Origin of the sequence: Amylibacter marinus, from assembly GCF_030160015.1 — a bacterium.
In the GTDB taxonomy this organism is placed as follows: Bacteria; Pseudomonadota; Alphaproteobacteria; order Rhodobacterales; family Rhodobacteraceae; genus Amylibacter; species Amylibacter marinus.
Genome location: NZ_BSNN01000002.1, coordinates 603,634 through 628,249 on the forward strand (window position 1 = coordinate 603,634; position 24,616 = coordinate 628,249).

Consider the following 24,616-nt stretch of genomic DNA (forward strand, 5'->3'; position numbering starts at 1 on the left):
AGATACCTACAGTGGAATGTTGTCGTGTTTTTTGAAGGGCTGGTGAACTTCTTTGTTCTTCAGCAGCTCAAAGGCGCGTGCAATGCGCCGCCGTGTTGAGCGCGGGTTTATCACCTCGTCAACAAAGCCACGCTGCGCCGCGATGAACGGGTTGGCGAACCGATCTTCGTAATCGGCGGTGTGCTGTGCGATTTTATCCGGATCATCCAGATCGGCGCGGTGCAGAATTTCGGTGGCACCCTTAGCCCCCATCACCGCGATTTGTGCACTGGGCCATGCATAATTCACATCTGCGCCCAGATGCTTTGGCGCCATAACACAATATGCACCACCATAGGCCTTGCGGGTAATAACAGTCACCAGTGGCACGGTGGCCTGCGCATAGGCAAACAATAGTTTTGCGCCGTGTTTAATAATACCGCCATATTCCTGTGAGGTACCAGGCAAAAATCCGGGCACATCTTCTAGGGTCAAAATCGGAATGCTAAAGGCATTACAGAATCGCACGAAACGCGCGCCCTTGCGGCTGGCGGCGATATCCAAACAGCCCGCCAGCACCATAGGTTGATTGGCAACGACACCAATGGTTTCCCCATTGATGCGGATAAAGCCCACCAAGAGATTGCCTGCGAATTCTTTCTGAATTTCGAAAAAATCACCCTCGTCGGCCAGTTTTTGCACCACTTCACGCATATCATAGGGCTGATTTGGATTTTCTGGAATCAAGGTATCCAGCGAGGTATCCTCGCGGTCCCATTCATCGGTTGTGGCCTGCCGCGGGGGTTTAACGCCCGCATTCAGCGGCAAGAAGCTATAAAAGCGGCGTAATTCCAACAAGGCATCGACATCATTGTCATATGCACCATCAGCAACGGATGATTTTTTGGTGTGGGTGAGCGCCCCGCCCAACTCTTCCGAGGTCACCACCTCGTTGGTGACGGTTTTCACCACATCAGGGCCGGTAACAAACATATAGGAGGTGTCTTTGACCATGAAGATGAAATCAGTCATAGCAGGGGAATAGACCGCCCCGCCCGCGGAGGGGCCCATGATCATTGAAATCTGGGGGATTGCACCAGAGGCTTGTGCATTGCGGTAAAAGACCTCGGAGTAGCCCGCCAAAGAGGCAACACCCTCTTGGATGCGCGCGCCACCACTGTCGGAAATGCCAATCAAGGGCACACCGTTTTGCATGGCCAGATCCATGACCTTGCAGATTTTTTCTGCGTGGGATTCAGATAGAGATCCACCAAAAACAGTGAAATCCTGAGAATACAAATACACTGGGCGACCATTGATAGTGCCCCAGCCCGTAACAACACCATCGCCTGGAATTTGCTGTTTATCCATGCCAAAATCCGCACAGCGGTGGATTTTATACATATCGTATTCTTCAAATGATCCAGCATCCAAAAGAACATCTATGCGTTCACGCGCTGTCAGTTTACCTTTGGCATGTTGGGAATCGATACGTTTCTGGCCGCCGCCCAAGCGCGCTTGGTCTCGTCTATCAAGTAGTTCTTGTGCAATAGTGTTGGTCATGGTTCCTCCTGTATTCTCTATTAAGCACGCGCAATGCGCGGCAACAAGGCGTGGTTCGAATTATTAAATGAACACCAAGAGAGGTTTTTGCCGCATTTTAGGCAATTTCTCCGCCTATTTCGACCCACATGCCCGTCCTTTGACCGTAAATTATGACACAGATATCACACAGAGCCAAACGGGTAATTAAGAAGCGATTTGTTCATGGCGGGGGGAAATGGCGCGGTTGACGGGGCTCGAACCCGCGACCTCCGGCGTGACAGGCCGGCACTCTAACCAGCTGAGCTACAACCGCGCAAAGAGTAGGCGTGTATTAGGGTTCGTGGCGCTAGGCGTCAAGGCGCGATTGTGGCCAAGCCGAAAAAAAATGCATTTTATCTATCGCGGGAATGCTCCCTTCCCTGATGGAATCGCGGCGTTGGTGAATTAGCCGCATTATGCGCCTCTGGGGTTCTTCTTTGGGTTGGGAACCAAGGCGCGCACCTCTTTAGAGGCCCGCACAAGGTAGTCATTTTCAAAATCCGTTTGGTTTTCGCGTATATTACCAAGGTTATAGTGATAGTTAACCATAGCCCCGCCCGAGCGCGACTTGGCTGTTTCAGAACTATCAGCCGCGCCGTGGATGGCCAAAATCTCGGCACCGTTGCCCAGATGGAAGCGCGCCACCGGATCCAAAGGTTTGCCGTTTTCTGCCTTGGCCGTTAGCAGATATTGCGCCGCAAGTGCCTGTAAGGTTTCGGGGTCTCGTTCCTTGGGCATATGGCCCGCTGATTTCGCCCATTTCATCAGCCCCGGTATGGGAGACAGTGTTACGAATGTGGTGAGATGCGGTACATCAACAATCAGCTCGCGCACCACCTGTTTGATTAAAGAGTTTCCAAACGAAACCCCAGCCAATCCAGATTGGCAGTTTGAAATAGAATAGAATACGGCCGTGTCGGCCTCGGATTCATCCAAGGCCTTGCGCGAATCCGATAGAATGTCATCGATGGAATTGGCCACCCCTTTGGACAGGGCGACCTCGACAAAAATCAGCGGCTCGTCCGGCATGGCCGGATGGAAGAACGAAAAACAACGGCGATCCTGAGGTTGCAGGCGGCGGCGCAATTCTTCCCATTGGCGGATTTCATGCACGGCCTCATAGGCGATTATTTTTTCAAGAATGGTTGCGGGGCTATTCCATGTAATCTCGCGCATCACGAGGAACCCGCGGTTAAACCAGCTGCGAAACAATTCGACAAAATCCATATCAGTCTTGGCAAGGGCCGGATTTTCGCGCTTGAATCGCAGCAGATCGGTGCGCATGCGTACCAATTGTTCTGTGCCGTCAGTTACCTGATTCAGACGGCGGAACAACTTGTGGCGCTTGGGCTCGGCCAGCGCACGCAACCTCTGGTATTCCTCGGGGGATGCGCCTTTTACATAGGATTGTGCGGCCTTGTGAACCGCATCGGCATCTACATCCAGCGCCTCGTTGAGATGCAGGAAGAATGCCAGCTTCTCGGCATCATCAAAGGCGTTGTAGCGTTCAAAAATTGTCGAGGCGAGCTGAAACAGCGATGCCTCTACGCGTTCGGTTAGAAGAGCTGTGCACAACTCGGTGATATCTCGTTGATCCTGCGCAGCGGCGCCGCGTGATCTGCGCTCGAACAAGGAGGACATGATATCGGTAAAGAAACTTCCACGCGGGTTTGGCATCAATCTATCGGGGAACACAATGTGGCCTTTCTTAACTCAAATCAATATTCAATACTGCATGTGCAAAACATCGCAATTTAATGGGCGATCAGACAACCGCAGACGGTTTCCACCCAACTAGGGACTATATTCATGAAACCGATGACGTATCCAGCCCCAGATTAAAAGACGCCACGGCAAACATCACAAGCCACCGGCATCCATTCTATGGGCTAAGGTACCGGTTCCGGATGAAGATACGCCGAGAGCCTGCGACAGATTACGGCTGCATCTTTGTGAAACGGGTAGGTATTTGTCGAACCTGCTCACGACCCTCGATCTATGGGCTATGATTACACCCAAACCTTGGCTAATGCCCGCGGCGCGGGGCATGCGAAATTGATGCTGCCCTATTTCGGCGGGTTTAGCCCAGCAGGGCCTATAGGACGGAGATTTTGCACAACGCAACGCATCTCATGAAATCAATAATGGTGGGTATATGGTGGGTGATAAGAGACTCGAACTCCTGACATCTTCGGTGTAAACGAAGCGCTCTACCAACTGAGCTAATCACCCTTCGAGGTGCGGTGTAACGTTGAAACTGATGAGCATCAAGAGGCTTTTTGCTCTTCTTTGCATTATTTTACATTTTTTTTACATCGTGCGTTTGGCCACCGACAGAAAGGTTCACATTGTACAATTTTTGCAAACCTTTGTTGGTTTTGCGCTTGATTATTTTGATCCTACCAAGGGGGGGGCAATTCACATCTTGCCCTGCCGCCAGCGTTTCCGCGATAAACCCAAAGGCGCTATCAAGGATTTCGCGGACATACCTTTTATTTGCCTCAGTTTCCAAAACCACATGTTCCAGAATGTCACGCTTGGTAAGGGCGTTACTGCGCCCAGCCTGTGCATCTGGATTTCGCGATGGGGACGGATCCGAGTGTAGTGTGGTGGGGTTTTCGGTCATTGGTCACTCCCTTTTCTGACAGATGCCATGGACATTTTTATGTTCAAGGATCAGGTGGGAAGATTAACAAAACCTAAAGTGGAAACAAAATAGGCCGCCCCAGAGGGCGGCCCAAATGCAAACAAGGGATAGTCTTAATGTGGACGCGCGGCGCCTTCTTTGCCACTTTGAGCAAGGGCGGCTGCTGCGGCTTCTTCCTCGGCTTCGTCCCAGTTGATCGCCTCGGGGGCTGAGACCAGCGCATGTTTGATCACCTCTGATACGTGGGTTACAGGAATGATCGTCAGCCCCTCTTTCACGTTATCAGGAATATCAGGCAGATCTTTTTCATTATCCGCAGGGATCAGAACGGTTTTTACGCCACCCCTTAGGGCCGCCAGCAGCTTTTCCTTTAGGCCGCCAATGGGTAGAACATTCCCACGTAGGGTCACCTCGCCTGTCATGGCGATATCTTTCTTTACGGCAATACCCGTTAGGACAGACACGATCGATGTCACCATGCCAACACCCGCAGAGGGGCCATCTTTGGGGGTGGCACCCTCGGGCACGTGCACGTGGATATCGATTTTTTCAAACTGCGGTGGTTTTACGCCGATTTCGGGTGAGATAGAGCGCACATAGGATGAGGCGGCATCGATGCTTTCTTTCATCACATCGCCCAATTTCCCAGTGGTTTTCATCCGCCCCTTACCGGGTAGTTTCAATGCCTCGATCGACAGTAATTCGCCCCCAACAGAGGTATAGGCCAGCCCGGTAACAACACCGACCTGATCAGATTCTTCGGCCAATCCGTATTTGAATTTCTTCACGCCAAGGAAATCCTCGATCCCCTCTTTGGTCACGGTGACCGTCTTCTCGGCCCCCTTAACAATAGAGGTCAGCGCCTTACGGCACAGCTTGGCCAGCTCGCGTTCCAAGTTCCGCACGCCAGCCTCGCGGGTATAGCGGCGGATCACCTCTTTCAGCGCACCATCCGTTACCGAAAATTCGGAATCCTTCAGGCCGTGGTTTTTGATCTGCTTGGACAGCAAGTGTTGTTTGGCGATCTCTTGTTTTTCGTCCTCGGTATAGCCCGACAGCGAAATGATCTCCATGCGATCCAACAATGGCCCCGGCATATTATAGCTATTGGCCGTGGTCAGGAACATCACGTTCGAGAGGTCATATTCAACCTCTAGATAGTGATCGACGAAAGACCCGTTTTGCTCTGGGTCCAGAACCTCGAGCATGGCGGATGCGGGGTCGCCGCGGAAATCTTGGCCCATTTTGTCTATTTCATCGAGCAAAATCAGCGGGTTATTGGTCTTGGCCTTTTTCATCGCCTGAACAATCTTACCGGGCATAGAGCCAATATAGGTACGCCGATGGCCGCGAATTTCACTCTCGTCGCGCACACCACCCAATGAGATGCGAATAAACTCGCGCCCTGTTGCCTTGGCCACAGATTTACCCAGCGAGGTTTTACCAACACCTGGAGGGCCGACAAGGCACAGGATCGGGCCCTTTAGCTTGGTTGAACGTTGTTGAACGGCCAGATATTCGACGATGCGCTCTTTGACTTTGTCCAGACCATAATGATCTTTGTCCAGCACGGCTTGGGCCTTGTTCAGGTCTTTCTTCACGCGGGATTTTTTACCCCATGGAATCGCTGTCATCCAATCTAGGTAATTGCGCACGACGGTGGCTTCGGCAGACATAGGCGACATGTTGCGCAGTTTTTTCAGCTCGGTTTCGGCCTTTTCTCGGGCCTCTTTGCTAAACTTGGTATCTGCGATTTTGGCTTCCAGCTCTGAAACCTCGTCATCGCCGCCCTCGCCTTCGCCCAGCTCTTTCTGAATGGCCTTCATTTGCTCATTCAGGTAATATTCACGCTGGGTGCGCTCCATCTGGTTTTTGACGCGGCTTTTGATCTTTTTCTCGACCTTCAAAACCGACATCTCGCCCTGCATCAAAGCAAAGATCGCCTCTAGGCGGGCACCGATATCTAGGATTTCCAACAGCTCTTGTTTTTGATCCACACGAATTGACAAATGCCCAGCCACGGTATCGGCCAATTGAGCGGCATCATCTGTTTCCAGTGCAGAGGCCAAGGCCTCTTCTGGGATCGATTTATTCAGCTTGCTATAGCGTTCGAACTCGCTGGAAACGGTGCGCGTTAGGGCCTCGATCGCTTCTTCATCTGCACGAGTCTCTTGCAGAACAGTGACATGGGCCTCGAAATAATCCTCAGTATCCAAATATTCATCGATGCGCACACGTTCGCGCCCCTCGACCAGCACCTTCACAGTGCCATCGGGCAGCTTCAGCAATTGCATCACGGTGGCCAGCACGCCGTACTGATAGATGCTATCGGTGCTTGGTTCATCCTCGGAGGGATCGATTTGAGATGAAAGGAGTATTTCTTTGTTACTGTCCATCACCGCCTCTAGGGCGCGCACGGATTTTTCACGTCCGACGAACAAGGGTACGATCATATGTGGGAAAACCACAATATCACGCAAGGGGAGTACAGGATAGGTTGCGCTGTTAGCGTCTGTCATTTTTTGTCCTTTGAGTTAGCAAGAAATTCGTGGCGTCCCGCACCTGCAGCAACGCTAAATTTCTCCTATGGAGGTTGTACCCAGTAATTTGGGGATTGTTCGCCCGAGAGTCAAGCAAGGGACAGAGGCAAGGCACGGATATGTTATCGAAATGTTCAATTTAGACCTGTGGTGATATTGGGCTGTTTATTCATTCCTAAGCGATTGTCTCTAAAGATGAATTTAACACGCTGGCAAAAAACACCAGAGTTGTGTAAGCCAATTTAAAGCAATGAGACAGAAAATGGGGCCACGAAATGGAAATTTTTTGCTACGGAGATTCGCATACCAAATATTTTGGCCAATCTACCATGATCCGGTGGTCAGGTTATGTGGATGTGGCCGAACCCAAGGTCAGCGAGCGATCCATGATTGCTGCATCCGCAAAGGGATTTGCCAATGGGGCCGCATCCCGTTTCGCCTTTCGCAAGTTTCAGCGCCTGATCGCCGAGGATGATCCTATTTTCATTTGTATGAATTTTGGCTTGGTAGACGCAGATGCGGGCCTGTATTTTCGCAAATATGTCAAAGACACCAAACAGTCTGTAGAAGCCGATTTGGCCCCCACCTATCGCGCCTATGTTGCGCGGGTAAAAGAGACGATGTCAGACCCCGACCAGCATGTGGTGTTCAAGGGGCTAAACCCCACCACAATCACCGCTCAGGATTATTTTAACAGCTACGTGTTTCGCAATATTACCAAACGCATCAGCCAAGAAGATCAGCGCCTAGGGGTGGCGGATCGCATGCGCGATATCCCCACCACCATTGCTGAACATGCCGCTAACAATTGTGAGGCGGCAGAGATATTGCGTGATGCGGTAGAATCGGCGGGCTATGAATACTTTGATCTACGCGCAGAGCTCAGTGACCCAGAGTTTCCAGGGCTGGCGGCGCGCCAGTTTCTGCCCGCGCAACATGACAATCATGTCGTCGACAGCCTAGATGTGCGCGTGCATCACCGTCGCGCTGTGATTGCGGCGATGAAGCGGGCAACCGAGGGTTAAGTGCTAAAGCGGCTCTATGTCCCCGACGGCGCGGATGGCGTGGAAATTGGCCACAAACGCGTCCAATTGTTCGGCAGCAATCGCGTCGCGTAGCCCCTGCATCAACTCTTGGTAATAGTGCAGATTATGCCATGTTAACAGCATGCTAGAGATAATCTCGCCAGCACGGTGCACATGGTGTAGATAGGCACGCGAATAGTTTTGGCATGTCGGACATGTGCAATTCTCATCCAAGGGGCGTGGGTCGTCGCGGTGGCGTGCATTGCGCAGGTTAATCGCCCCCATGCGGGTTTGCGCCTGACCTGTACGGCCCGATCTGCTGGGCAAAACGCAATCAAACATATCAATGCCACGCTGAACAGCGCCTACAATATCGTCAGGCTTGCCAACCCCCATCAGATAGCGCGGCTTATCCTTGGGCAATTGTTCTGGGGCATAATCTAGCACCTCGAACATCAGTTCTTGGCCCTCGCCCACAGCCAAGCCACCCACCGCATAGCCATCAAAGCCGATGTTCATCAGCTTGTCCGCACTTTCGGCGCGCATTTCTTTGAACGTCGATCCCTGTTGGATCCCAAACAGCGCATAGCCCGGGCGATCGCCAAAGGCATCGCGCGAACGCTGTGCCCACCGCATAGACAGATCCATGCTGTCTTTGGCCTGTTTCTCGGTTGCGGGAAACGGGGTACATTCATCAAACGACATCACGATATCGGACCCCAACAAGCGCTGGATTTCCATCGAGCGTTCCGGCGTTAGGTTATATTCAGCACCGTCGATATGGCTTTTGAATTTCACGCCTTCTTCGGTCAATTTGCGCAGATCAGTCAGACTCATCACCTGATAGCCGCCTGAATCCGTTAAAATCGGGCGATCCCAATTCATAAACCGGTGCAGGCCACCAAGGTTATGAATACGCTCAGCCCCGGGGCGCAGCATCAAATGATACGTATTGCCCAACAGGATATCAGCCCCCGTCGCACGCACGTTCTCGGGCATCATCGCCTTAACCGTGGCGGCGGTGCCTACGGGCATAAACGCCGGTGTGCGAATATCACCTTTGGGTGTTTTCAGAACACCGGTGCGCGCACGGCCATCGGTTTTTGCGATATCGAAAGAAATTTTTTGATCCATGGGTGCTGAGTAATAGCATGTGGACAAAATTCAAGTGAATTCGCGCAGTAAAAACCAACAATAACAGTTTTGAGAGCCATATGGACACCGCTCTGTATAATCCATATGATAAGACTCAAGAATACAGGAATACTGATATGACCCAAGACGTACAAATGGAGGGCACACCGATGATTGCGCCCTCTAGCACCGATCATCCGCTTTATGACGCGATTTGCGAGGCCTGCCGTACGGTGCATGACCCCGAAATTCCGGTCAATATTTTTGATCTAGGGCTGATTTATACAATTGAAATCGCTGACAGCGGTGATGTGAATGTATTGATGTCGCTGACCGCACCTGGCTGCCCTGTGGCCGGTGAAATGCCCGTCTGGGTGCAAGAGGCGATTGAGCCTGTGCCCGGTGTGCAATCTGTGAATGTCGCCTTGGTGTGGGAGCCTCAATGGGGCATGGATATGATGAGTGATGAGGCCCGCCTAGAGTTAGGATTCATGTAATGTTTGCCATCCCAGGAAAATCTGCGGTTTCGCTGACGGATGCCGCGATCTCTCAAATCCGCCGATTGATGGAACAGGGCGGGAAAAAGGGCTTGCGTCTTGGCATCAAAAAGGGCGGCTGTGCGGGTATGGAATATACCATGGATTACGTCGATGAAATTGATCCCAATGACGAGGTGGTCACCCAAGATGGTGCCACCGTTATGATCGCGCCTATGGCGCAGATGTTTCTATTTGGCACCGAGATCGATTACGAGGTATCGCTGTTGGAGGCCGGGTTCAAATTCAACAACCCCAATGTCTCCGAGGCCTGTGGCTGTGGTGAATCCATCAAGTTTAACGAGATTTAAGCAACAGCCTATCCGATTGCCCTGAATTGTTGCTGTTTTGGCGACCCTTGTGTTGCACCCGTTGGATCAGTTGCGTAACAATACGGGTAAATCAACTAAGGGATTATATAATGCGTAGGAAACTTGCAGCTGGTAATTGGAAAATGAATGGGTTGCAGGCCAACCTAAGCGAGGTTCGCACCTTGAACGAATTGGCAAAGGATGCGCAGTGCGATGTGCTGTTATGCCCCCCTGCCCCATTGATCGGGGCAATTGCCGCCGAGGGTGGCGTGGTTAAGGCCGGTGCCCAAGATTGCCATACCGCAGTTTCGGGTGCCCACACGGGTGAAATATCCGCCGAGATGCTGGCTGACGCAGGTGCCAAATATGTCATTCTGGGCCATTCTGAACGCCGCGCAGATATGGGCGAAACCGATACAATTGTGCGTGATAAAACACAAGCCGCTTGGACTGCGGGGCTAGTGGCGATTGTCTGTGTAGGTGAAACATTGGATCAACGCGAGGCGGCAAATACACTGGATATCATCGGCGGTCAGCTGGCGGGGTCGATCCCCGATGGTGCATCCGGATTGAATTTGGTGGTCGCATACGAGCCGGTTTGGGCCATTGGCACTGGCTTAACCCCGACCACTGATCAAATCGGCGAGGTGCATGATTTCATCCGCACACGCCTAGAACGCCGCTTTGGTACCGGGGTTGGGCGTTCAACGCGCATCCTATACGGCGGTTCGATGAACCCCAAGAATGTCACCGAGATTGCGGCGGTATCAAATGTAGATGGTGGGCTGGTTGGCGGCGCATCCCTAAAAGCGGCAGATTTCAATGTGATTGTTCAGGCGCTTAGCACCTGATGTGTAGCGCTCACCCGCAAGGGTGAGCGCAGATTTCATCCAATATAGTCGCCATTCATCTGCCCCAAGTCATCATAGTACAGGCGCAGACGTTGCAGGGCGATACGCAGCACGATCTTGCCGGATCTTGCCGACCAGCCCATGCGTTTTTCGGCTGATTCCAACCCCTCTAGGAAACAACAACAGCGCAGTGCGATATCCCCAAGACCTGCGCCCAACGCACCCAATGCACCCTGCAAGCGCTTTTGTGCGGCGGAATTCCCACTTTCACCTTGGCCAGAGAACGACCCACGATCACCGCCATTGATGAAACGATCCCAGTTCTGGGTTACGCGCGGGCCCAATTGCGCCAGCTCAAAATCTTCGCGCAGGCGCTCGCCCGCATCCAGCAAATCCTTGCTGAGGAAGGTATTGCCCTCGGCATCTTTTTTGCGGGCCAATGTCGTAAGCGGGCTTTCGCGCAGGTTCACCCGCATCTTTCGAGGCTTGGCATCGTAGCTATCGCTTATGTCCCGCGTGCCCCATTCGCGATGTTGTTCTCCAAAACCAGTTCCAGACACATCTGCGCCATCGATAGAGCGCCGCAGCGCCTGAATACCAACCTCGGTCACATGATAAACGCTGACGGAGGCGTTCTTGGTCAACTTGATCCAATCGCGCATTACCATCGCCTTGGCGATTTCCACGGTAACAACGGCGATGCGAGATGGTTTTTCGCCATTTTTAGCGCGTAGAACCGCGCCTTTGTCTAACCCCTGCCCGATCACGAGAAAGGCACCGTTCTCGCATAGGCGGCGCAGGATGCGCAGCTCTTCTTTGCTGGGGGTGTTTGAAGAGTTTTTTGAAGTGCTCAGATTTGTCATGAGTGATCTTTCCTTGTTGGGCTTGGAAAGGTCATGTTTTTCGGGATTGGCATTGGAAATTATCGCGTCAATCAATGGATCATCTCTGCTGTCCTCTACCTTGCGGATGCGGCGCAGAACCGTAGAGGGGTTCAGACCGGTTTCCCGAGCAAGAGAGCGAAAGCTACGCCCATGGTGGACATGCGCCAGATATAAATCCAGCGTATTGAATGATGTGGCAGCCGTAGGTCTATCAACAGTGATACCCGACGGTTCAAGATGCTGACCAGGGCAGATTGGCACGAGCATTTTCCTCCGTTTTATACACAACCTTAAATTGAAGTCTAAATTTTGTGTTAATTTCTTAACAACTCGACTATCCCCCAAACCCCTTAAACAACAAGATAATAGCCCGTTCTGCGAATCGCGGATTCACGCAACAGTTGTTAAGATCGGGTTATGGTTGCTCAAAATATAGGAGCAAACCACATGACACAGACAACACTTAGAAACATTCACCGCCCACGCATTTTGATAAAAGCCGCTCAAATCGGGGCGTTACAGTACAAAAGGGAAACAAACCTGCGCCAAATATTACGTTGCGTAACTTTGCCAAAACACACGACAGCAGTGGAAAGATTGGCCGCCCAGGAGAATGCATTGGAAGAAGCACGAAAAACGGGCGAGGCCTCTTACAGCATCACCCGTCACATTTCTATTCTTGCGGCGCTGTTGGCAGAAATCAGGTTTCTGCCAGACCACGTGCGTTAACCAAATGCATCTGGTTCGCTGTCTTTGCGCGCCTGTACATAGGCCCGCAATTTTTCATCAATCTCTGGATCAATTGGTGGTTGAACGTAATCGGACAGCATCTTTTTAACCTTGGCGTTGGCCAATTCTACGGTGTCTTTGGATCCATCATCTGCCCATGTTTCAAAGGGCTTGTAATCCAGTACATCGCTGCGCCAGAAGCTGTTCTTGAAATTGGCCTGCGTATGCGCACAGCCAAGGTAATGCCCACCAGGCCCGACCTCACGGATTGCATCCAGCGCTTGTGCATTTTCCGAGACATCCACACCTTTGGCCATCGAATGCAGCACACCCAGCTGGTCTGCATCCATCACCAGCTTTTCTAGGCTGGATACCAGCCCACCTTCTAGCCAGCCTGCCGCGTGCAAGCAAAAGTTCACACCACCAAGCAGCGCCGCATTCAGCGTATTAGCGGTTTCATATGCCGCCTGTGCATCTGGTAGTTTAGAGCCGCAAAGCGACCCTCCCGAACGAAATGGCAGATTCAGGCGGCGCGCCAATTGTCCTGCACCATAGAGGATTTTAGAGGCCTCGGGCGTGCCAAATGTTGGCGCACCAGAATTCATATCGATTGATGCCACGAAGGCCCCCATGATCACTGGGGCGCCTGGGCGTACCAGCTGATTATAGGCGATGCCAGCTAGGGCCTCGGCCAATACTTGGGTCAGCGTCCCTGCCACAGATACCGGTGCCATGGCACCACCCACAATAAAGGGCGAGATGATGCAGGCCTGATTGTTTTTGGCATAGACCTCCATCGCGCCCATCATGATATCATCAAATACCATGGGCGAATTGATGTTGATCAGGCTAGTCATCACCGTATTTTCCTGCACGAAATCCTCGCCAAACAGGATGTTGCACATATTCACCGAATCCTGCGCCCGCTCTGGTGCGGTCACCGACCCCATGAAGGGTTTGTCCGTCAGGGTCATATGGGCATAGAGCATATCCAAATGCCGTTTGTTCACCGCAACATCCGTCGGTTCGCAGACCGTACCGCCGGAATGGTGGAGGTATTTTGACATATAGGTCAATTTAACGATTTTGTTAAAATCATCCATCGTCGCATAGCGCCGCCCACCATCCAGGTCACGTACAAAGGGCGGGCCGTAGACCGGCGCCAACACCATGGAATTGCCACCTATCTCTACATTCTTTTCAGGATTACGGGCGTGTTGGGTAAATTTTGACGGTGCAGTTTTGATCAATTCACGTGCAAGCCCACGTGGGATACGCACCCGATCACCATCGATATCTGCACCCGCCGCGCGCCAAAGGTCCAGCGCACGTGGATTATCGGGAAAGTTAACCCCGATTTCCTCGAGCACTGTTTCGGCGTTATGCTCGATGATCTGCAGGGCCTCTTCTGTCAGGACCTCAAAATTGGGAATGTTGCGCTCGATATATTTTTCAGTTTCGATCACTACGGCGGTACGTGCGGCACGCCGCGCTGCGCCGCCGCCACCGCGTGCGCGGCGTGTGGGAGTGAGTGTTTCTAAATCAGCCATGAGAAATCCTTACGTGTTCCCCAATAGATTACGTTTAGATCGCAAATCATATTTTGCCAAATTCGCCGCGCCTATGCGCATTGGCGACATTTCTGCGTCTGCACTTGATCTCTGTAGGCCCGCGCAGAATCGGGGTTGAAATGCGCCCCTAGGCGCAATAAACCCCGCCCATGACAGATATCTCCCATGACCGCCTCTTAATTATCGATTTCGGTAGCCAAGTAACCCAGTTGATCGCGCGCCGCCTGCGCGAGCTAAATGTCTATTGCGAAATCCATCCCTACAACTCTGTTGACGAGGCCTTTATCTCTGGCTTTGCACCGCGTGCCGTTATCCTATCCGGCGGGCCAGATTCTGTGACCCGCGATGGATCCCCACGCGCGCCGCAAAAGCTGTTTGAGATGGGTATTCCCCTGTTGGGAATTTGTTATGGTCAGCAGGTGATGATGCACCAATTGGGCGGCACAGTAGACAGCGGCCATGGCACCGCTGAATTTGGGCGAGCCTTTGTAACACCCCAGAATTCGCTGAATATTCTTGAGGGATGGTTTAACGATGGCGATGAACAAGTTTGGATGAGCCACGGCGATCACGTATCGAAAATCGCCGATGGATTCGAGGTATATGGCACCTCGCCCAATGCTCCTTACGCAATCACCGCAGATGTGGCGCGCAATTTCTATGCGGTACAATTCCACCCAGAGGTGCACCACACGCCAAATGGCTCAAAGTTGTATGAGAATTTTGTAAAGTTGGCGGGTTTTACAGGGGATTGGACTATGGGCGCCTACCGCGAGCAGGCCATCGCGGCGATCCGCGAACAGGTGGGCGATGAGCAGGTTATTTGCGGCCTGTCGGGTGGCGTTGACAGCTCGGTCGCCGCTGTATTGTTGCACGAAGCCATTGGCGATCAGCTGACCTGTGTCTTTGTGGATCACGGGTTGCTACGCATGGGCGAAGCCGAAGAGGTGGTGACCATGTTCCGTGATCACTACAACATGAAATTGATCCATGCGAATGAACAAGAATTGTTCTTGGGTGAATTAGATGGGCAATCGGATCCGGAAACCAAGCGCAAGATCATTGGTAAATTGTTCATAGATGTATTCGACAAATATGCCCGCCCTATTGGTGCCAAGTTTTTGGCACAGGGCACGCTGTACCCTGATGTGATCGAGAGTGTATCCTTTAGTGGCGGCCCATCGGTGACAATTAAGAGCCACCACAACGTGGGCGGATTGCCCGAGAAAATGGATATGGCCTTGGTTGAACCCTTACGCGAATTATTCAAAGACGAGGTGCGGGATCTGGGACGTGAGCTGGGATTACCAGACAGCTTTGTTGGTCGCCATCCCTTCCCTGGGCCCGGGCTGGCGATTCGCTGCCCCGGAGAAATAACCCGCCCAAAATTGGAAATCCTGCGCAAAGCCGATGCAGTTTATATCGATCAAATCCGCAAACACGGATTATACGATGATATTTGGCAGGCCTTTGTGGCAATTTTACCAGTTCGCACCGTAGGTGTTATGGGTGATGGGCGTACCTATGATTATGCCTGCGCCTTGCGTGCTGTGACATCTGTCGATGGGATGACGGCGGATTATTTCCCGTTTAGTCATGAATTTCTGGGCGAAACCGCCACACGTATTATCAATGAGGTCGAGGGGATCAACCGAGTGACCTATGATATTACATCAAAACCCCCAGGCACAATTGAATGGGAATAGCCCTCATTCAGATCGGGGCAAATCAAGGCTTGCGCCCATTGGGCAAAGCTACTCTACTTGGGGAAAATTGGGTGAACAAATGAGTGTAATTCGCGTAACAGGGCACATCGATGTGCCGTCTGATCGCCTGTCTGCGGTACAAGAGGCCATGGCAGAGCATATCAGCCTGACCCACGAGGAAGAGGGCTGTTTATTTTTTTCAATCACACCGTGCCCTGATGTAGCAGGGCGTTTTCTGGTCAGCGAGGCGTTTAAATCCCAAGAGGATTTCGACCAACATCAAATCCGCACCCATAAATCCCATTGGGGAAAGGTGACCTCTGGAATTGCGCGTAATTTCACCATCCAAGAGGATGGTAAGGGCGGCGATAATTAAGCGTTGCAGGTTCTGTATCAGACGCTACTGTCTGGTGAATAACCAACAGAGTATTACCAAATGACCCCGACCCTAAAAGCCGGCCTGTGGATGATTGCCGCTGTGTGCTCGTTTAGTGCCATGGCAGTAGCAGGGCGCGAGATATCGGCCCAGTTGGATACCTTTGAAATCATGATGTATCGCTCGATGATCGGGGTTATCTTGGTGCTATTGGGGGCCAGTGCTTTTGGGACTTTGCGCGAAATTTCGACCACGTCTTTCCCACTGCATATCTATCGCAATGTCGCCCATTTCGCAGGCCAGAACCTGTGGTTTTACTGCATGACATTGATGCCCTTGGCACAGTTGTTTGCCTTTGAGTTCTCTGTGCCTATTTGGGTGATGTTGGCGGCACCTTTGATGTTGGGCGAGCGGTTAAATACCCTGCGTGTCCTATCGATTCTATTCGGGTTTATTGGCATTCTGATCGTGACCCAGCCCTGGAGCACCAATTTCGGAGTAGGCGTAATTCCTGCTTTGTTATGCACCGTTGGTTTTGCCGGTAGCGCCCTGTTCACCAAACAGTTGACCAACCGCGTGACAATCACCTGTATCATGTTTTGGATGACGGTGATGCAATTGTTATTTGGTATTATCTGTGCAGGCTATGATGGAGATATCGCCCCCCTTAGCGGCCCAGCATGGGGGTGGATATTTGTGGTGGGCCTTGGGGGGTTATCGGCACATTTTTGCCTGACATCAGCGCTGTCTTTGGCCCCGGCGACAGTGGTGACGCCTATTGATTTCACGCGCCTGCCGGTTATCGCCTTGGTGGGATATGTGCTTTATAATGAACCCGTTGAATTGGCCGTGATCATTGGGGCTGTGGTGATTTTTACATCAAACTACATCATCATCTGGAAGAGTAAAAATGTGTGATACTGCCAGCTGTTTTTTTGGTTATGGCTCGTTGGTTAATCTGCGCACCCATAACTATCAAAACCCGCAGACAGGTCGGATTTCAGGCTGGCGGCGGGTGTGGAGGTCTGCACGCAATGGGGATATCTCTTTTCTCAGTATCGAGCCATATGATGGTGAGATTTCGGGGATGTTTGCCAGCACCGCTGGCATCGGTTGGGATGCACTAGATCTGCGCGAGCGCGGCTATGCGCGCCAGAGCTTGCCCAAGGGGTGCATTATTGGCACCCAGCCAGATAGCCCCGCGATGATCTATGTTGGCGCCCCCAATGCCATAGACCCAAGCGTGCAAAAACCGATATTACTTAGCTATTTAGATGTGGTTGTTCAGGGGTTTCATGTTCATTTTGGCCGCCAAGGGGTTGCAGATTTTTTCAACTCGACCGCGCAATGGGCCCGCCCAGTACTGGATGATCGCGCCGCGCCAATTTATCCACGCGCCCAAGAATTAACCCTAGAGCAACAGCAATTAGTGGATGAAAACCTAGAGAGACTGCCGCAGGCCCACCTTGTGCGCGACCTATCTGTTTCGTTTTAATTCTGCAAAGCGTTTGAATTATCCGCCGTTATTTGATTTAGGTGGTGGCAGATAATTTCGAGGATGCCATGCTGTATAAATCTGCTGATGATTGGGATAATGCACCGCACAAGCGGGTTATGCTCTTTGGCATGTCTGGCTTGGGGAAAACCTATCTGTCTGAAATTTTACGCGCCAATGGCAATTGGTTTCATTACAGCGTCGATTATCGCATCGGGACACGTTATATGGGCGAGCATATCGCCGACAATTTCAAGCGCGAGGCAATGAAGGTTCCGTTTCTAGCGGAATTGTTACGCTCGGATGCCATTTATATTGGCGCAAATCTGCGATTTTCAGATCTATCGGCGCTGTCTACCTATCTGGGAAAACCCGGAGATATCAGCAAGGGCGGGATTGAGTTTCCCGAGTTTTTGCGTCGTCAGCGCCTGCACCGCGCTGCGGAAATCAGCGCCATGAAGGATACCGTATATTTCCAAGAGCGTGCCCAGCAAATCTATAACTATCAAAATTTTATCTGTGATACCTCTGGATCGGTTGTCGAGGTGGTAGATGCCGCAGATGATAACGACCCCGTACTATCCTATGTCAGCCAGCATGTTCTGCCAGTGTGGATCGAGGGTGGTGCCGGGCACAATGATGAATTGGTGCGCCGTTTTCAGGCCAACCCCAAGCCGATATATTACCCCGAAAATTTCCTGATAGAATGCTGGGAGCGCTATCTAGACACCCACGCCCTTCGCCCCGAACAGGTGGATCCAGATGCCTTTATTGTATGGGGATATCGTCAGTTAATGGAGCACCGCCTGCCCCGTTATCGCAAGATTGCCCAGAACTGGGGCGTAACGATCCAATCCGAGGATGTATCAAACATTCGCACCGAACAAGAGTTTAACGCGCTCGTTTCCCGCGCACTGAGAGCCTAGTATGCCTATTAAAATCCCTTCAAAGTTGCCCGCCTTCAATGTTTTGCAAAGCGAAGGCGTCAGTATCATGTCGCACGGGCAAGCGGCACGCCAAGATATCCGGCCCTTGCGCATTGGTTTGCTGAACCTAATGCCTTTGAAAATACAAACTGAAACGCAGTTTGCCCGTTTGATCGCAGCAACCCCGCTCCAGATCGAGCTGACCTTGATCCGGATGACCGAGCATTCCAGCAAGAACACCAGCGCCGAGCACATGGAGGCCTTTTATCGCAGCTTTGATCAGGTGCGGGATGAGAAATTCGACGGGTTGATTATTACTGGTGCCCCCATCGAGCATCTGCCCTTTGAAGATGTAACCTATTGGGACGAGCTGAAGGAGATTATGGATTGGACACAAGACAATGTGCATTCCACCTTTGGGGTGTGTTGGGGTGCTATGGCGATGATCTACCATCTACATGGTGTTAAAAAATATGCGCTAGCCGACAAGGCATTTGGATGTTTTCGCCACCAAGTGCTGAATTTATCCTCGCCCTACTTACAGGGGTTTTCGGACGATATCGTAGTGCCTGTTAGTCGCTGGACAGAAAACAAGGCCGAAGAGATCGAGGCCGCAGGACTAGAAATACTGGTGAATTCCGAGCAATCTGGCCCCTGTTTGGTAGAGGATCCCGCGCATCGCGCGCTCTATATCTTTAACCATCTGGAATATGATAATCATACCCTAAAACAGGAATATGACCGCGATATTGCCAATGGAACCGCGATCAATGTACCGGCTAATTACTACCCAAATGATGATCCCAGCCTGCCGCCCGAGAATCGCTGGCGCAGTCATGCGCATCTACTCTACGGCAATTGGATCAACCAGATCTATCAGACAACCCATTACGACATATCTAAAATCGGCACATAACATATGGGACTAATTCTGTGCCTTGTTTTAGGGTTAGCCATGGTGGTTTCGCTATTATCGCGACACAAACGACAAAAAATAGAGGCACAGTATCCACCTATCGGTGATTTTATCGCCCTAAACGACAAGCGCATTCACTACCTGCGGCGGGGCTCTGGGCCTGTGGTGGTTTTGATACATGGGGCTGGTGGTAATCTACGAGATTTCAATTTTGCCCTGATCGAGATTTTAGCAAAGCATTTCACTGTGATCGCATTAGATCGCCCAGGCCATGGTTATTCTGATCGTTTTCAATTGGATGGTGAAACATTGGGCCAGCAGGGCGATATTTTGGTGGATGCTTTGCGCGCCATTGGCGTCAAACAGGCCCATGTTCTGGGCTATTCCATGGGCGGTGCTGTGGCCACGCACATGGCCCTTAATCACCCCAAGTTCACCCAAGGCCTATTATTGCTGTCTGCGCCATTGCACCTGTGGCCGGATATGCAGGTATCGCTGACTTATCGGCTGGTTGCCCTACCGGTAATCGGGCCATTATTAATGCATTTAGCCTTTGTGTTGTTGGGGGATCGCTACTTTCGCAATAGTTATGCATCCGTGTTTAACCCGCAATCCCCACCACAAGGTTTTTTGGATTATGTGGGGGTTGGCCTAACGGTACGCCCGAAATCATTCGTGGCCAACGCCCGTCAATTGCGAAACCTTGCACCAGATACGGTCTCTGCCCTGTTACGATACCCAAATCTCAACTTACCCATCGATATCATCCACGGCATAGAAGACACCAGTGTTGCCCATATCTACCACTGTCAAGAGTTCGCAGCGGCGGCCAAACATGCAGAGATAAACATCCAGCTGTTACAGGGTTTAGGCCATGGAACACACCAATTAGCGCTACGTGAAATAGAGGCTGCGTTGAAAAAAAATTGTAATCAGTCGGATACACTCCATATTAAAAACAGTATAGGAGAGACCAATGACCAAACCCTTTGATGGTGCCATAAGCACCTATTTCACCCAACACGCCCCAGACGATGTGCGTAATGCCATTCGCACCGCCGAGAAAAACCAGATTTTGGATCAAAATTTCCCCTATAGTGATCGTATGAAACGGCGCGAATACGAAAGCACCCTTGCCGACCTACAGGTAGAATTGGTCAAGGTGCAATCATGGGCGGCGGAGACCGGTGCGCGGGTCGTGGTTGTTTTCGAGGGGCGTGATGCGGCGGGCAAAGGCGGCACTATCAAGAGATTCCGAGAGAACCTAAATCCGCGGGTTGCGAAGGTGGTCGCCCTGTCAAAACCATCTGATACCGAGCGTAGCGAGTGGTATTTTCAACGCTACATCCGCCATTTACCCAGTGCTGGAGAGATCGTCATGTTTGACCGGTCATGGTATAATCGCGGTGTGGTCGAGAAGGTATTCGGGTTTTGCACCGAGAAGCAGCGAACTGTATTTTTCAGCCAAGTGAATGATTTTGAACGCATGCTGGTGAATGATGGAATCACAGTTGTTAAACTATGGTTGAATGTGGGGCGTGCGGAACAATTGCGCCGTTTTCTGGATCGCGAGGGCGATCGCTTAAAGCAATGGAAGCTGTCGGGTATTGACGTGAAGGGCCTGTCAAAATGGGATGACTATACCGCTGCCATTTCCGAGACATTGGATAAATCATCCAGCGATCATGCGCCGTGGCATGTGATACGTACAGATGACAAGCGGCGCGCGCGCATTGCCGCGATCCGCACCGTATTATCCAAGTTGCCCTATCCACAAAAATCATCCAATATTGCCACCCTACCCGATCCGGAAATCACCGGTGGGCCAGAATTACTATCGGCGGACAATGGCTAAAAAATCCTATCACCATGGCAACTTGCGCCAAGCATTGGTTGATGCGACAACGACTCTGCTAGAAACAAAGGGCCCCACCGGATTTACCATGGCCGAGGCTGCGAAATCCGCCGGTGTGTCCGCCGCCGCTCCGTATCGGCATTTCGTGGGGCGAGAAGAGATGATTGGCGAGGTTGCCCTGCAGGGGTTTGGTATTTTTGCCGAGCTGATGGATTTTGCCAGCGCCAAGGCCGCGACACCTCTTGCCGCTTTCGAGAGTGTTGGGCGTGCCTATTTGGCCTTTGCCCGCAAACATCCAGGCCACTATATTGCAATGTTTGAAAGCGGTCTGAAGATCAATGCAAATGCAGATCTGGCCAATGCCGCCAACCGGGCTATGGATGTGTTAAACAGCGCTGCAAACGAGCTGAGCAAAGGCCTACCGGCCCATAGGCGCCCGCCTGCGATGATGATCAGCCAACATATTTGGGCTATGAGCCATGGGATTGTTGAGCTATTCGCCCGCGGCGAACCTGGATCAAATTCGCCCTTTTCGCCCGAAGAGCTGTTGGAAACGGGCACCGGAATTTATTTGCGCGGATTGGGAATAATCCCAGAGGATCACTAGTTATCCCAGAGGATCACTAGTTATCCCAGAAAATCAATGATCGGGCAGTTTGGGCGCTCATCACCATGACAGGCATTCACCAGATGGGCCAGCTCATCATGCAGGTGCTGTAGTTCCAGCTGCTTCTTCTGGATCATCTCCAAATGCGCAGAGGCCAGCTTTTTTACGTCTGCGGCGCTGCGTTGGTGATTGGTGTAAAGGGCCAGCAACTCACGGCATTGATCGATTGAAAAATCAAAACTGCGAGCGCGGCGTATGAAGATCAGTTGTTTCAACGCCTCTAAATCATACAGGCGATACCCCGCATCCGAGCGCCCACTGGGCGTAACCAAGCCAATATCGGCATAGTAGCGCACGGTTTTTATCGGCAGGTCGGATTTTTTTGCAATTTCGCCAATTTTCATTTTACCCTCCAGTTACTGGAGAGGTTATAAAAGAGCCAAGCAAGGGAATCAATATGACAAGTATCGCGCAAAATCTTCAGATAAATTGGTATTGCCGCCATACATGGCCGCGGGCCGCCAAGAACACCGCATGGTGCTTGCTGGGCTGTTCAATTGGCGATTTGGGAACCATTGCCTATTTTCAATACACGGGCATTGGCTGGCCTGTTCTGGCAATTATGACCCTGGCGATTATTAATGGGCTGTTGACCTCCATTGCGCTAGAAACCTTCATTCTGGCTCGCCAGATGGCGTTTCGTATTGCGTTCAAGACTGCGATTGGAATGTCTCTGATTTCCATGATCGCGATGGAGGCGGCAATGAATATCGTGGATGTGGTCCTAACTGGGGGCGCTAAATTAACATGGTGGGTGATCCCTATTATGTTGCTGGCGGGGTTTCTTGCGCCGCTACCCTACAATTACTGGCGACTAAAGGCTCTTGGTAAGGCCTGTCACTAAGCTATCTGCAGTTTTTCGCCCGATTTAAAATATTTTTGCACTGATGCTTGAAACTGACTGAGAACTGTCTAGATATGTTAATGTGAATAACATTTACATTACTTCTCACCTCGAAAGGACACCTAATGACTTCGACAATCTCATGGTACAACGCCCCAATCCAGTGGCTGGATGAACGCGGTAAGGGCGCTTGGCTCGTGGCCATGATCCTTGGATTCATTTTTATATGGCCTCTGGGATTGGCCATTCTCTTCTATATGATCTGGAGCAAACGCATGCAAAACACCTTCTTTAAATGTCGCTCATCCGCACATCACAAGGGCAGCACAGGCAACAGCGCCTTTGATGCCTATAAAGAAGACACAATCAATCGTCTAAACGAAGAACAGGCCGCATTTAACGCCTTCCTTCAGCGTCTGCGCAGTGCCAAGGACAAATCCGAGTTTGATGATTTTTTGGATGAACGCGCCAAAGAAAAGACCAACGTATCAGATGATGCAGAATTGGTAGAACCGGCCAAGTAAAATCCGCCACTATTCCCCCTTGTGGCAGGATCGCGCCGCCCCTAATCTGGGGCGGTGCATTTAGTTTAGGAATTTATATGCAAGATCACCATAGTGGTTTACCTGACCCCATACTTGACGCCCAATTCTATGCGGGCGTGCCATTCAAACGATTGATTGCCTGGGGTGTTGATCTGGTTATCATCCTGCTGATCTCGCTCGTGTTGGTCGTTGTTACCCTAGGAATTCTGTTGTTTCTGTTTCCATTGCTGTTTTTATCGGTGGGGGTTGGGTATCGAATATTTATGATCAACAGGCGATCGGCAACACTGGGGATGATCTTTACCGGCATTGAATTTAGAAACAATCAAGGAAATCGATTTACGCTAGAGCAATCCATTTGGCATACCTTGGCCTTTAGCTGTATGAGCATATCTGTTCTGTTGCAATTGGCCAGCATGGCGATGATGCTGTTTGGTGCGCGGGGTCAAGGATTGCATGATTTGATCATGGGCACTACGGCCATCAACCGCCCCGTTGAACATTGAATTAGAACTTGTTAGCCTATTGTAATGAAACACACCCTTCCGCTTGCGCCGCAATTCTATGTTACCGCCCCCCAGCCCTGCCCCTATCTAGAGGGCAAGATTGAGCGAAAGCTTTTTACTGGGCTACAAGATGCCCATGGCAAAGCTCTAAATGACATACTGTCGACCCAAGGGTTTCGCCGATCGCAAAATGTATTGTATCGCCCTGCCTGCGCAGATTGTAATGCTTGTATTTCGGCGCGGATCCGGGTGGCGGATTTCACGTTTTCCAAATCACAACGCCGAATATTACGCCGCAACACAGATCTAGAGCGCGGATCCCACACCGCCTGGGCCACCGAAGAGCAGTATGATCTGTTCAAAACATACCTGCAAACCCGCCATGCAAATGGCGGTATGGCGGATATGGATATGTTCGAATTTGCCGCCATGATCGAAGAAACCCCCGTACGCACACGGATCGTTGAGTATCAATCCAAGGGCGATAATGGCCGCCTCGAGCTCCGTGCGGCCTGTTTGACCGATGTTGTCGCAGATGGCTTATCCATGGTCTATTCCTTCTTTGATCCAGAGATCAGCCGCAATAGTCCCGGTCGGTTTATGATTTTGGATCACATTAACATCGCCAAAGAGTCGGGCCTAGAATACGTCTACCTCGGCTATTGGGTCGCAGGCAGTGCCAAGATGGATTACAAGGCAGAGTTCTCGGCGCTGGAGCTATACTATAACAACCAATGGAACAAAGTTGTCGACCCAGAGGTGGTACAGGCCGAGGTGAAGGCAAGCCCCAAGCGATCTATCCAGGAACAGGTTGCTGCAATATTGTTACCGGATCTTACACTCGGATAATGTAATTTGTGAAATTTTAGGCACATTTATCGCCCATGATAGCAATTTAATTACCAAAATTGGCTGTCTTTGTAATTAAATTACAATTTTACCACCAAATTCTCAATTTTTCGCTTGACGAACCTTGTTCAGCCATTAGA

The 24,616-nt window shown here is 51.3% G+C and carries 26 protein-coding genes and 2 tRNA genes; 18 read left to right on the forward strand and 10 right to left on the reverse strand.

Annotation, left to right across the window (positions count from 1 at the left end):
- Positions 1-6: 6 nt before the first annotated feature.
- From QQL62_RS03760 to lon, 6 genes are all read right to left on the reverse strand, one after another.
- On the reverse strand, positions 7-1,542 hold the full coding sequence (locus QQL62_RS03760) for an acyl-CoA carboxylase subunit beta (RefSeq protein WP_284376218.1): 1,536 nt from the start codon (positions 1,540-1,542) through the stop codon (positions 7-9).
- Between the two features lie 218 nt (positions 1,543-1,760).
- A tRNA-Asp gene (locus QQL62_RS03765) sits at positions 1,761-1,837 on the reverse strand.
- Between the two features lie 140 nt (positions 1,838-1,977).
- Positions 1,978-3,258, reverse strand: coding sequence for a malonyl-CoA decarboxylase domain-containing protein (locus tag QQL62_RS03770; protein ID WP_284376220.1), 1,281 nt, complete (start codon positions 3,256-3,258; stop codon positions 1,978-1,980).
- Positions 3,259-3,719: 461 nt separating this feature from the next.
- A tRNA-Val gene (locus QQL62_RS03775) sits at positions 3,720-3,795 on the reverse strand.
- Between the two features lie 67 nt (positions 3,796-3,862).
- Complete coding sequence (locus QQL62_RS03780) at positions 3,863-4,189, reverse strand: HU family DNA-binding protein (protein ID WP_284376221.1); 327 nt, start codon at positions 4,187-4,189, stop codon at positions 3,863-3,865.
- Between the two features lie 134 nt (positions 4,190-4,323).
- On the reverse strand, positions 4,324-6,729 hold the full coding sequence (gene lon, locus QQL62_RS03785; protein ID WP_284376222.1) for an endopeptidase La: 2,406 nt from the start codon (positions 6,727-6,729) through the stop codon (positions 4,324-4,326).
- Positions 6,730-7,025: 296 nt separating this feature from the next.
- Between lon and QQL62_RS03790 the strand changes: the two genes are divergently transcribed.
- Entirely contained in the window at positions 7,026-7,775 is a 750-nt protein-coding gene (locus QQL62_RS03790; protein ID WP_284376226.1) for a hypothetical protein, read from the forward strand.
- Between the two features lie 3 nt (positions 7,776-7,778).
- Here QQL62_RS03790 and tgt read toward each other — a convergent pair whose 3' ends face one another.
- Positions 7,779-8,909: a tRNA guanosine(34) transglycosylase Tgt gene (gene tgt, locus QQL62_RS03795; RefSeq protein WP_284376227.1), complete on the reverse strand. Its 1,131-nt coding sequence runs from the start codon at positions 8,907-8,909 to the stop codon at positions 7,779-7,781.
- A gap of 137 nt (positions 8,910-9,046) precedes the next feature.
- Between tgt and QQL62_RS03800 the strand changes: the two genes are divergently transcribed.
- The 3 genes from QQL62_RS03800 to tpiA all read left to right on the forward strand — a co-directional run bounded on the left by QQL62_RS03800 (position 9,047) and on the right by tpiA (position 10,607).
- Positions 9,047-9,406, forward strand: a complete 360-nt coding sequence (locus tag QQL62_RS03800; RefSeq protein WP_284376228.1) for a DUF59 domain-containing protein — start codon at positions 9,047-9,049, stop codon at positions 9,404-9,406.
- Positions 9,406-9,756 carry a HesB/IscA family protein gene (locus QQL62_RS03805; RefSeq protein WP_284376229.1) on the forward strand — a complete coding sequence of 117 codons (351 nt, stop codon included), beginning with the start codon at positions 9,406-9,408 and terminating at the stop codon, positions 9,754-9,756. The genes QQL62_RS03800 and QQL62_RS03805 overlap by 1 nt, the downstream gene beginning before the upstream one ends.
- 110 nt (positions 9,757-9,866) lie before the next feature.
- A complete protein-coding gene (gene tpiA / locus QQL62_RS03810) occupies positions 9,867-10,607 on the forward strand; it encodes a triose-phosphate isomerase (RefSeq protein ID WP_284376230.1) in 741 nt (246 codons plus the stop codon).
- A 35-nt stretch (positions 10,608-10,642) separates the two neighbouring features.
- Here tpiA and QQL62_RS03815 read toward each other — a convergent pair whose 3' ends face one another.
- Complete coding sequence (locus QQL62_RS03815; RefSeq protein WP_284376231.1) at positions 10,643-11,758, reverse strand: DUF6456 domain-containing protein; 1,116 nt, start codon at positions 11,756-11,758, stop codon at positions 10,643-10,645.
- A 180-nt stretch (positions 11,759-11,938) separates the two neighbouring features.
- Here QQL62_RS03815 and QQL62_RS03820 point away from each other — a divergent pair, with 180 nt between their 5' ends.
- Positions 11,939-12,220, forward strand: coding sequence for a DUF6477 family protein (locus QQL62_RS03820; protein ID WP_284376234.1), 282 nt, complete (start codon positions 11,939-11,941; stop codon positions 12,218-12,220).
- On the opposite strand, the gene QQL62_RS03825 is transcribed toward QQL62_RS03820, so the two are convergent.
- Positions 12,217-13,770: a trimethylamine methyltransferase family protein gene (locus QQL62_RS03825; protein WP_284376237.1), complete on the reverse strand. Its 1,554-nt coding sequence runs from the start codon at positions 13,768-13,770 to the stop codon at positions 12,217-12,219. The two genes, QQL62_RS03820 and QQL62_RS03825, sit on opposite strands and share 4 nt — an antisense overlap.
- 170 nt (positions 13,771-13,940) lie before the next feature.
- Between QQL62_RS03825 and guaA the strand changes: the two genes are divergently transcribed.
- The 9 genes from guaA to QQL62_RS03870 all read left to right on the forward strand — a co-directional run bounded on the left by guaA (position 13,941) and on the right by QQL62_RS03870 (position 21,672).
- Positions 13,941-15,497 (forward strand): glutamine-hydrolyzing GMP synthase, encoded by a 1,557-nt coding sequence (gene guaA / locus QQL62_RS03830; protein ID WP_284376239.1) that lies wholly within the window; start codon positions 13,941-13,943, stop codon positions 15,495-15,497.
- 79 nt (positions 15,498-15,576) lie between these two features.
- On the forward strand, positions 15,577-15,873 hold the full coding sequence (locus QQL62_RS03835; protein WP_284376242.1) for a putative quinol monooxygenase: 297 nt from the start codon (positions 15,577-15,579) through the stop codon (positions 15,871-15,873).
- A gap of 60 nt (positions 15,874-15,933) precedes the next feature.
- Entirely contained in the window at positions 15,934-16,791 is an 858-nt protein-coding gene (locus QQL62_RS03840; RefSeq protein ID WP_284376244.1) for a DMT family transporter, read from the forward strand.
- Positions 16,784-17,368, forward strand: a complete 585-nt coding sequence (locus QQL62_RS03845; RefSeq protein WP_284376245.1) for a gamma-glutamylcyclotransferase family protein — start codon at positions 16,784-16,786, stop codon at positions 17,366-17,368. Before QQL62_RS03840 ends, QQL62_RS03845 begins: the two co-directional genes overlap by 8 nt.
- 68 nt (positions 17,369-17,436) lie before the next feature.
- Positions 17,437-18,294, forward strand: coding sequence for an ATPase (locus tag QQL62_RS03850; protein WP_284377185.1), 858 nt, complete (start codon positions 17,437-17,439; stop codon positions 18,292-18,294).
- Position 18,295: 1 nt separating this feature from the next.
- Positions 18,296-19,210, forward strand: a complete 915-nt coding sequence (gene metA / locus QQL62_RS03855) for a homoserine O-acetyltransferase MetA (RefSeq protein ID WP_284376247.1) — start codon at positions 18,296-18,298, stop codon at positions 19,208-19,210.
- A gap of 39 nt (positions 19,211-19,249) precedes the next feature.
- Complete coding sequence (locus QQL62_RS03860; RefSeq protein ID WP_284376249.1) at positions 19,250-20,203, forward strand: alpha/beta hydrolase; 954 nt, start codon at positions 19,250-19,252, stop codon at positions 20,201-20,203.
- Entirely contained in the window at positions 20,187-21,065 is an 879-nt protein-coding gene (gene ppk2 / locus QQL62_RS03865; RefSeq protein ID WP_284376251.1) for a polyphosphate kinase 2, read from the forward strand. The genes QQL62_RS03860 and ppk2 overlap by 17 nt, the downstream gene beginning before the upstream one ends.
- Positions 21,058-21,672 (forward strand): TetR/AcrR family transcriptional regulator, encoded by a 615-nt coding sequence (locus tag QQL62_RS03870; protein WP_284376252.1) that lies wholly within the window; start codon positions 21,058-21,060, stop codon positions 21,670-21,672. The genes ppk2 and QQL62_RS03870 overlap by 8 nt, the downstream gene beginning before the upstream one ends.
- Before the next feature lie 20 nt (positions 21,673-21,692).
- On the opposite strand, the gene QQL62_RS03875 is transcribed toward QQL62_RS03870, so the two are convergent.
- The gene (locus tag QQL62_RS03875; protein WP_284376253.1) at positions 21,693-22,076 is read right to left on the reverse strand and encodes a MerR family DNA-binding protein; all 384 of its coding nucleotides are present in this window, start codon (positions 22,074-22,076) and stop codon (positions 21,693-21,695) included.
- Positions 22,077-22,129: 53 nt separating this feature from the next.
- On the opposite strand from QQL62_RS03875, the gene QQL62_RS03880 reads away from it, so the two are divergent.
- The 4 genes from QQL62_RS03880 (at position 22,130) to QQL62_RS03895 (ending at position 24,476) form a co-directional block, all read left to right on the forward strand.
- Complete coding sequence (locus tag QQL62_RS03880; RefSeq protein WP_284376255.1) at positions 22,130-22,576, forward strand: DUF4396 domain-containing protein; 447 nt, start codon at positions 22,130-22,132, stop codon at positions 22,574-22,576.
- Between the two features lie 125 nt (positions 22,577-22,701).
- Complete coding sequence (locus tag QQL62_RS03885) at positions 22,702-23,100, forward strand: DUF2852 domain-containing protein (RefSeq protein ID WP_284376257.1); 399 nt, start codon at positions 22,702-22,704, stop codon at positions 23,098-23,100.
- 77 nt (positions 23,101-23,177) lie between these two features.
- Entirely contained in the window at positions 23,178-23,627 is a 450-nt protein-coding gene (locus tag QQL62_RS03890; protein WP_284376259.1) for an RDD family protein, read from the forward strand.
- A gap of 24 nt (positions 23,628-23,651) precedes the next feature.
- Positions 23,652-24,476 (forward strand): arginyltransferase, encoded by an 825-nt coding sequence (locus QQL62_RS03895; RefSeq protein WP_284376260.1) that lies wholly within the window; start codon positions 23,652-23,654, stop codon positions 24,474-24,476.
- Positions 24,477-24,616 lie beyond the last annotated feature (140 nt).

Excerpts from the sequence above, each read along its gene's own strand:
- QQL62_RS03760 (WP_284376218.1), bottom strand. The coding sequence starts at position 1,542 with ATGACCAACACTATTGCACAAGAACTACTTGATAGACGAGACCAAGCG.
- QQL62_RS03780 (WP_284376221.1), bottom strand. The coding sequence starts at position 4,189 with ATGACCGAAAACCCCACCACACTACACTCGGATCCGTCCCCATCGCGA.
- lon (WP_284376222.1), bottom strand. The coding sequence starts at position 6,729 with ATGACAGACGCTAACAGCGCAACCTATCCTGTACTCCCCTTGCGTGAT.
- QQL62_RS03790 (WP_284376226.1), top strand. The coding sequence starts at position 7,026 with ATGGAAATTTTTTGCTACGGAGATTCGCATACCAAATATTTTGGCCAA.
- tgt (WP_284376227.1), bottom strand. The coding sequence starts at position 8,909 with ATGGATCAAAAAATTTCTTTCGATATCGCAAAAACCGATGGCCGTGCG.
- QQL62_RS03800 (WP_284376228.1), top strand. The coding sequence starts at position 9,047 with ATGACCCAAGACGTACAAATGGAGGGCACACCGATGATTGCGCCCTCT.
- QQL62_RS03805 (WP_284376229.1), top strand. The coding sequence starts at position 9,406 with ATGTTTGCCATCCCAGGAAAATCTGCGGTTTCGCTGACGGATGCCGCG.
- tpiA (WP_284376230.1), top strand. The coding sequence starts at position 9,867 with ATGCGTAGGAAACTTGCAGCTGGTAATTGGAAAATGAATGGGTTGCAG.
- QQL62_RS03815 (WP_284376231.1), bottom strand. The coding sequence starts at position 11,758 with ATGCTCGTGCCAATCTGCCCTGGTCAGCATCTTGAACCGTCGGGTATC.
- QQL62_RS03820 (WP_284376234.1), top strand. The coding sequence starts at position 11,939 with ATGACACAGACAACACTTAGAAACATTCACCGCCCACGCATTTTGATA.
- QQL62_RS03825 (WP_284376237.1), bottom strand. The coding sequence starts at position 13,770 with ATGGCTGATTTAGAAACACTCACTCCCACACGCCGCGCACGCGGTGGC.
- guaA (WP_284376239.1), top strand. The coding sequence starts at position 13,941 with ATGACAGATATCTCCCATGACCGCCTCTTAATTATCGATTTCGGTAGC.
- QQL62_RS03835 (WP_284376242.1), top strand. The coding sequence starts at position 15,577 with ATGAGTGTAATTCGCGTAACAGGGCACATCGATGTGCCGTCTGATCGC.
- QQL62_RS03840 (WP_284376244.1), top strand. The coding sequence starts at position 15,934 with ATGACCCCGACCCTAAAAGCCGGCCTGTGGATGATTGCCGCTGTGTGC.
- QQL62_RS03845 (WP_284376245.1), top strand. The coding sequence starts at position 16,784 with ATGTGTGATACTGCCAGCTGTTTTTTTGGTTATGGCTCGTTGGTTAAT.
- QQL62_RS03850 (WP_284377185.1), top strand. The coding sequence starts at position 17,437 with ATGCTGTATAAATCTGCTGATGATTGGGATAATGCACCGCACAAGCGG.
- metA (WP_284376247.1), top strand. The coding sequence starts at position 18,296 with ATGCCTATTAAAATCCCTTCAAAGTTGCCCGCCTTCAATGTTTTGCAA.
- QQL62_RS03860 (WP_284376249.1), top strand. The coding sequence starts at position 19,250 with ATGGTGGTTTCGCTATTATCGCGACACAAACGACAAAAAATAGAGGCA.
- ppk2 (WP_284376251.1), top strand. The coding sequence starts at position 20,187 with ATGACCAAACCCTTTGATGGTGCCATAAGCACCTATTTCACCCAACAC.
- QQL62_RS03870 (WP_284376252.1), top strand. The coding sequence starts at position 21,058 with ATGGCTAAAAAATCCTATCACCATGGCAACTTGCGCCAAGCATTGGTT.
- QQL62_RS03875 (WP_284376253.1), bottom strand. The coding sequence starts at position 22,076 with ATGAAAATTGGCGAAATTGCAAAAAAATCCGACCTGCCGATAAAAACC.
- QQL62_RS03880 (WP_284376255.1), top strand. The coding sequence starts at position 22,130 with ATGACAAGTATCGCGCAAAATCTTCAGATAAATTGGTATTGCCGCCAT.
- QQL62_RS03885 (WP_284376257.1), top strand. The coding sequence starts at position 22,702 with ATGACTTCGACAATCTCATGGTACAACGCCCCAATCCAGTGGCTGGAT.
- QQL62_RS03890 (WP_284376259.1), top strand. The coding sequence starts at position 23,178 with ATGCAAGATCACCATAGTGGTTTACCTGACCCCATACTTGACGCCCAA.
- QQL62_RS03895 (WP_284376260.1), top strand. The coding sequence starts at position 23,652 with ATGAAACACACCCTTCCGCTTGCGCCGCAATTCTATGTTACCGCCCCC.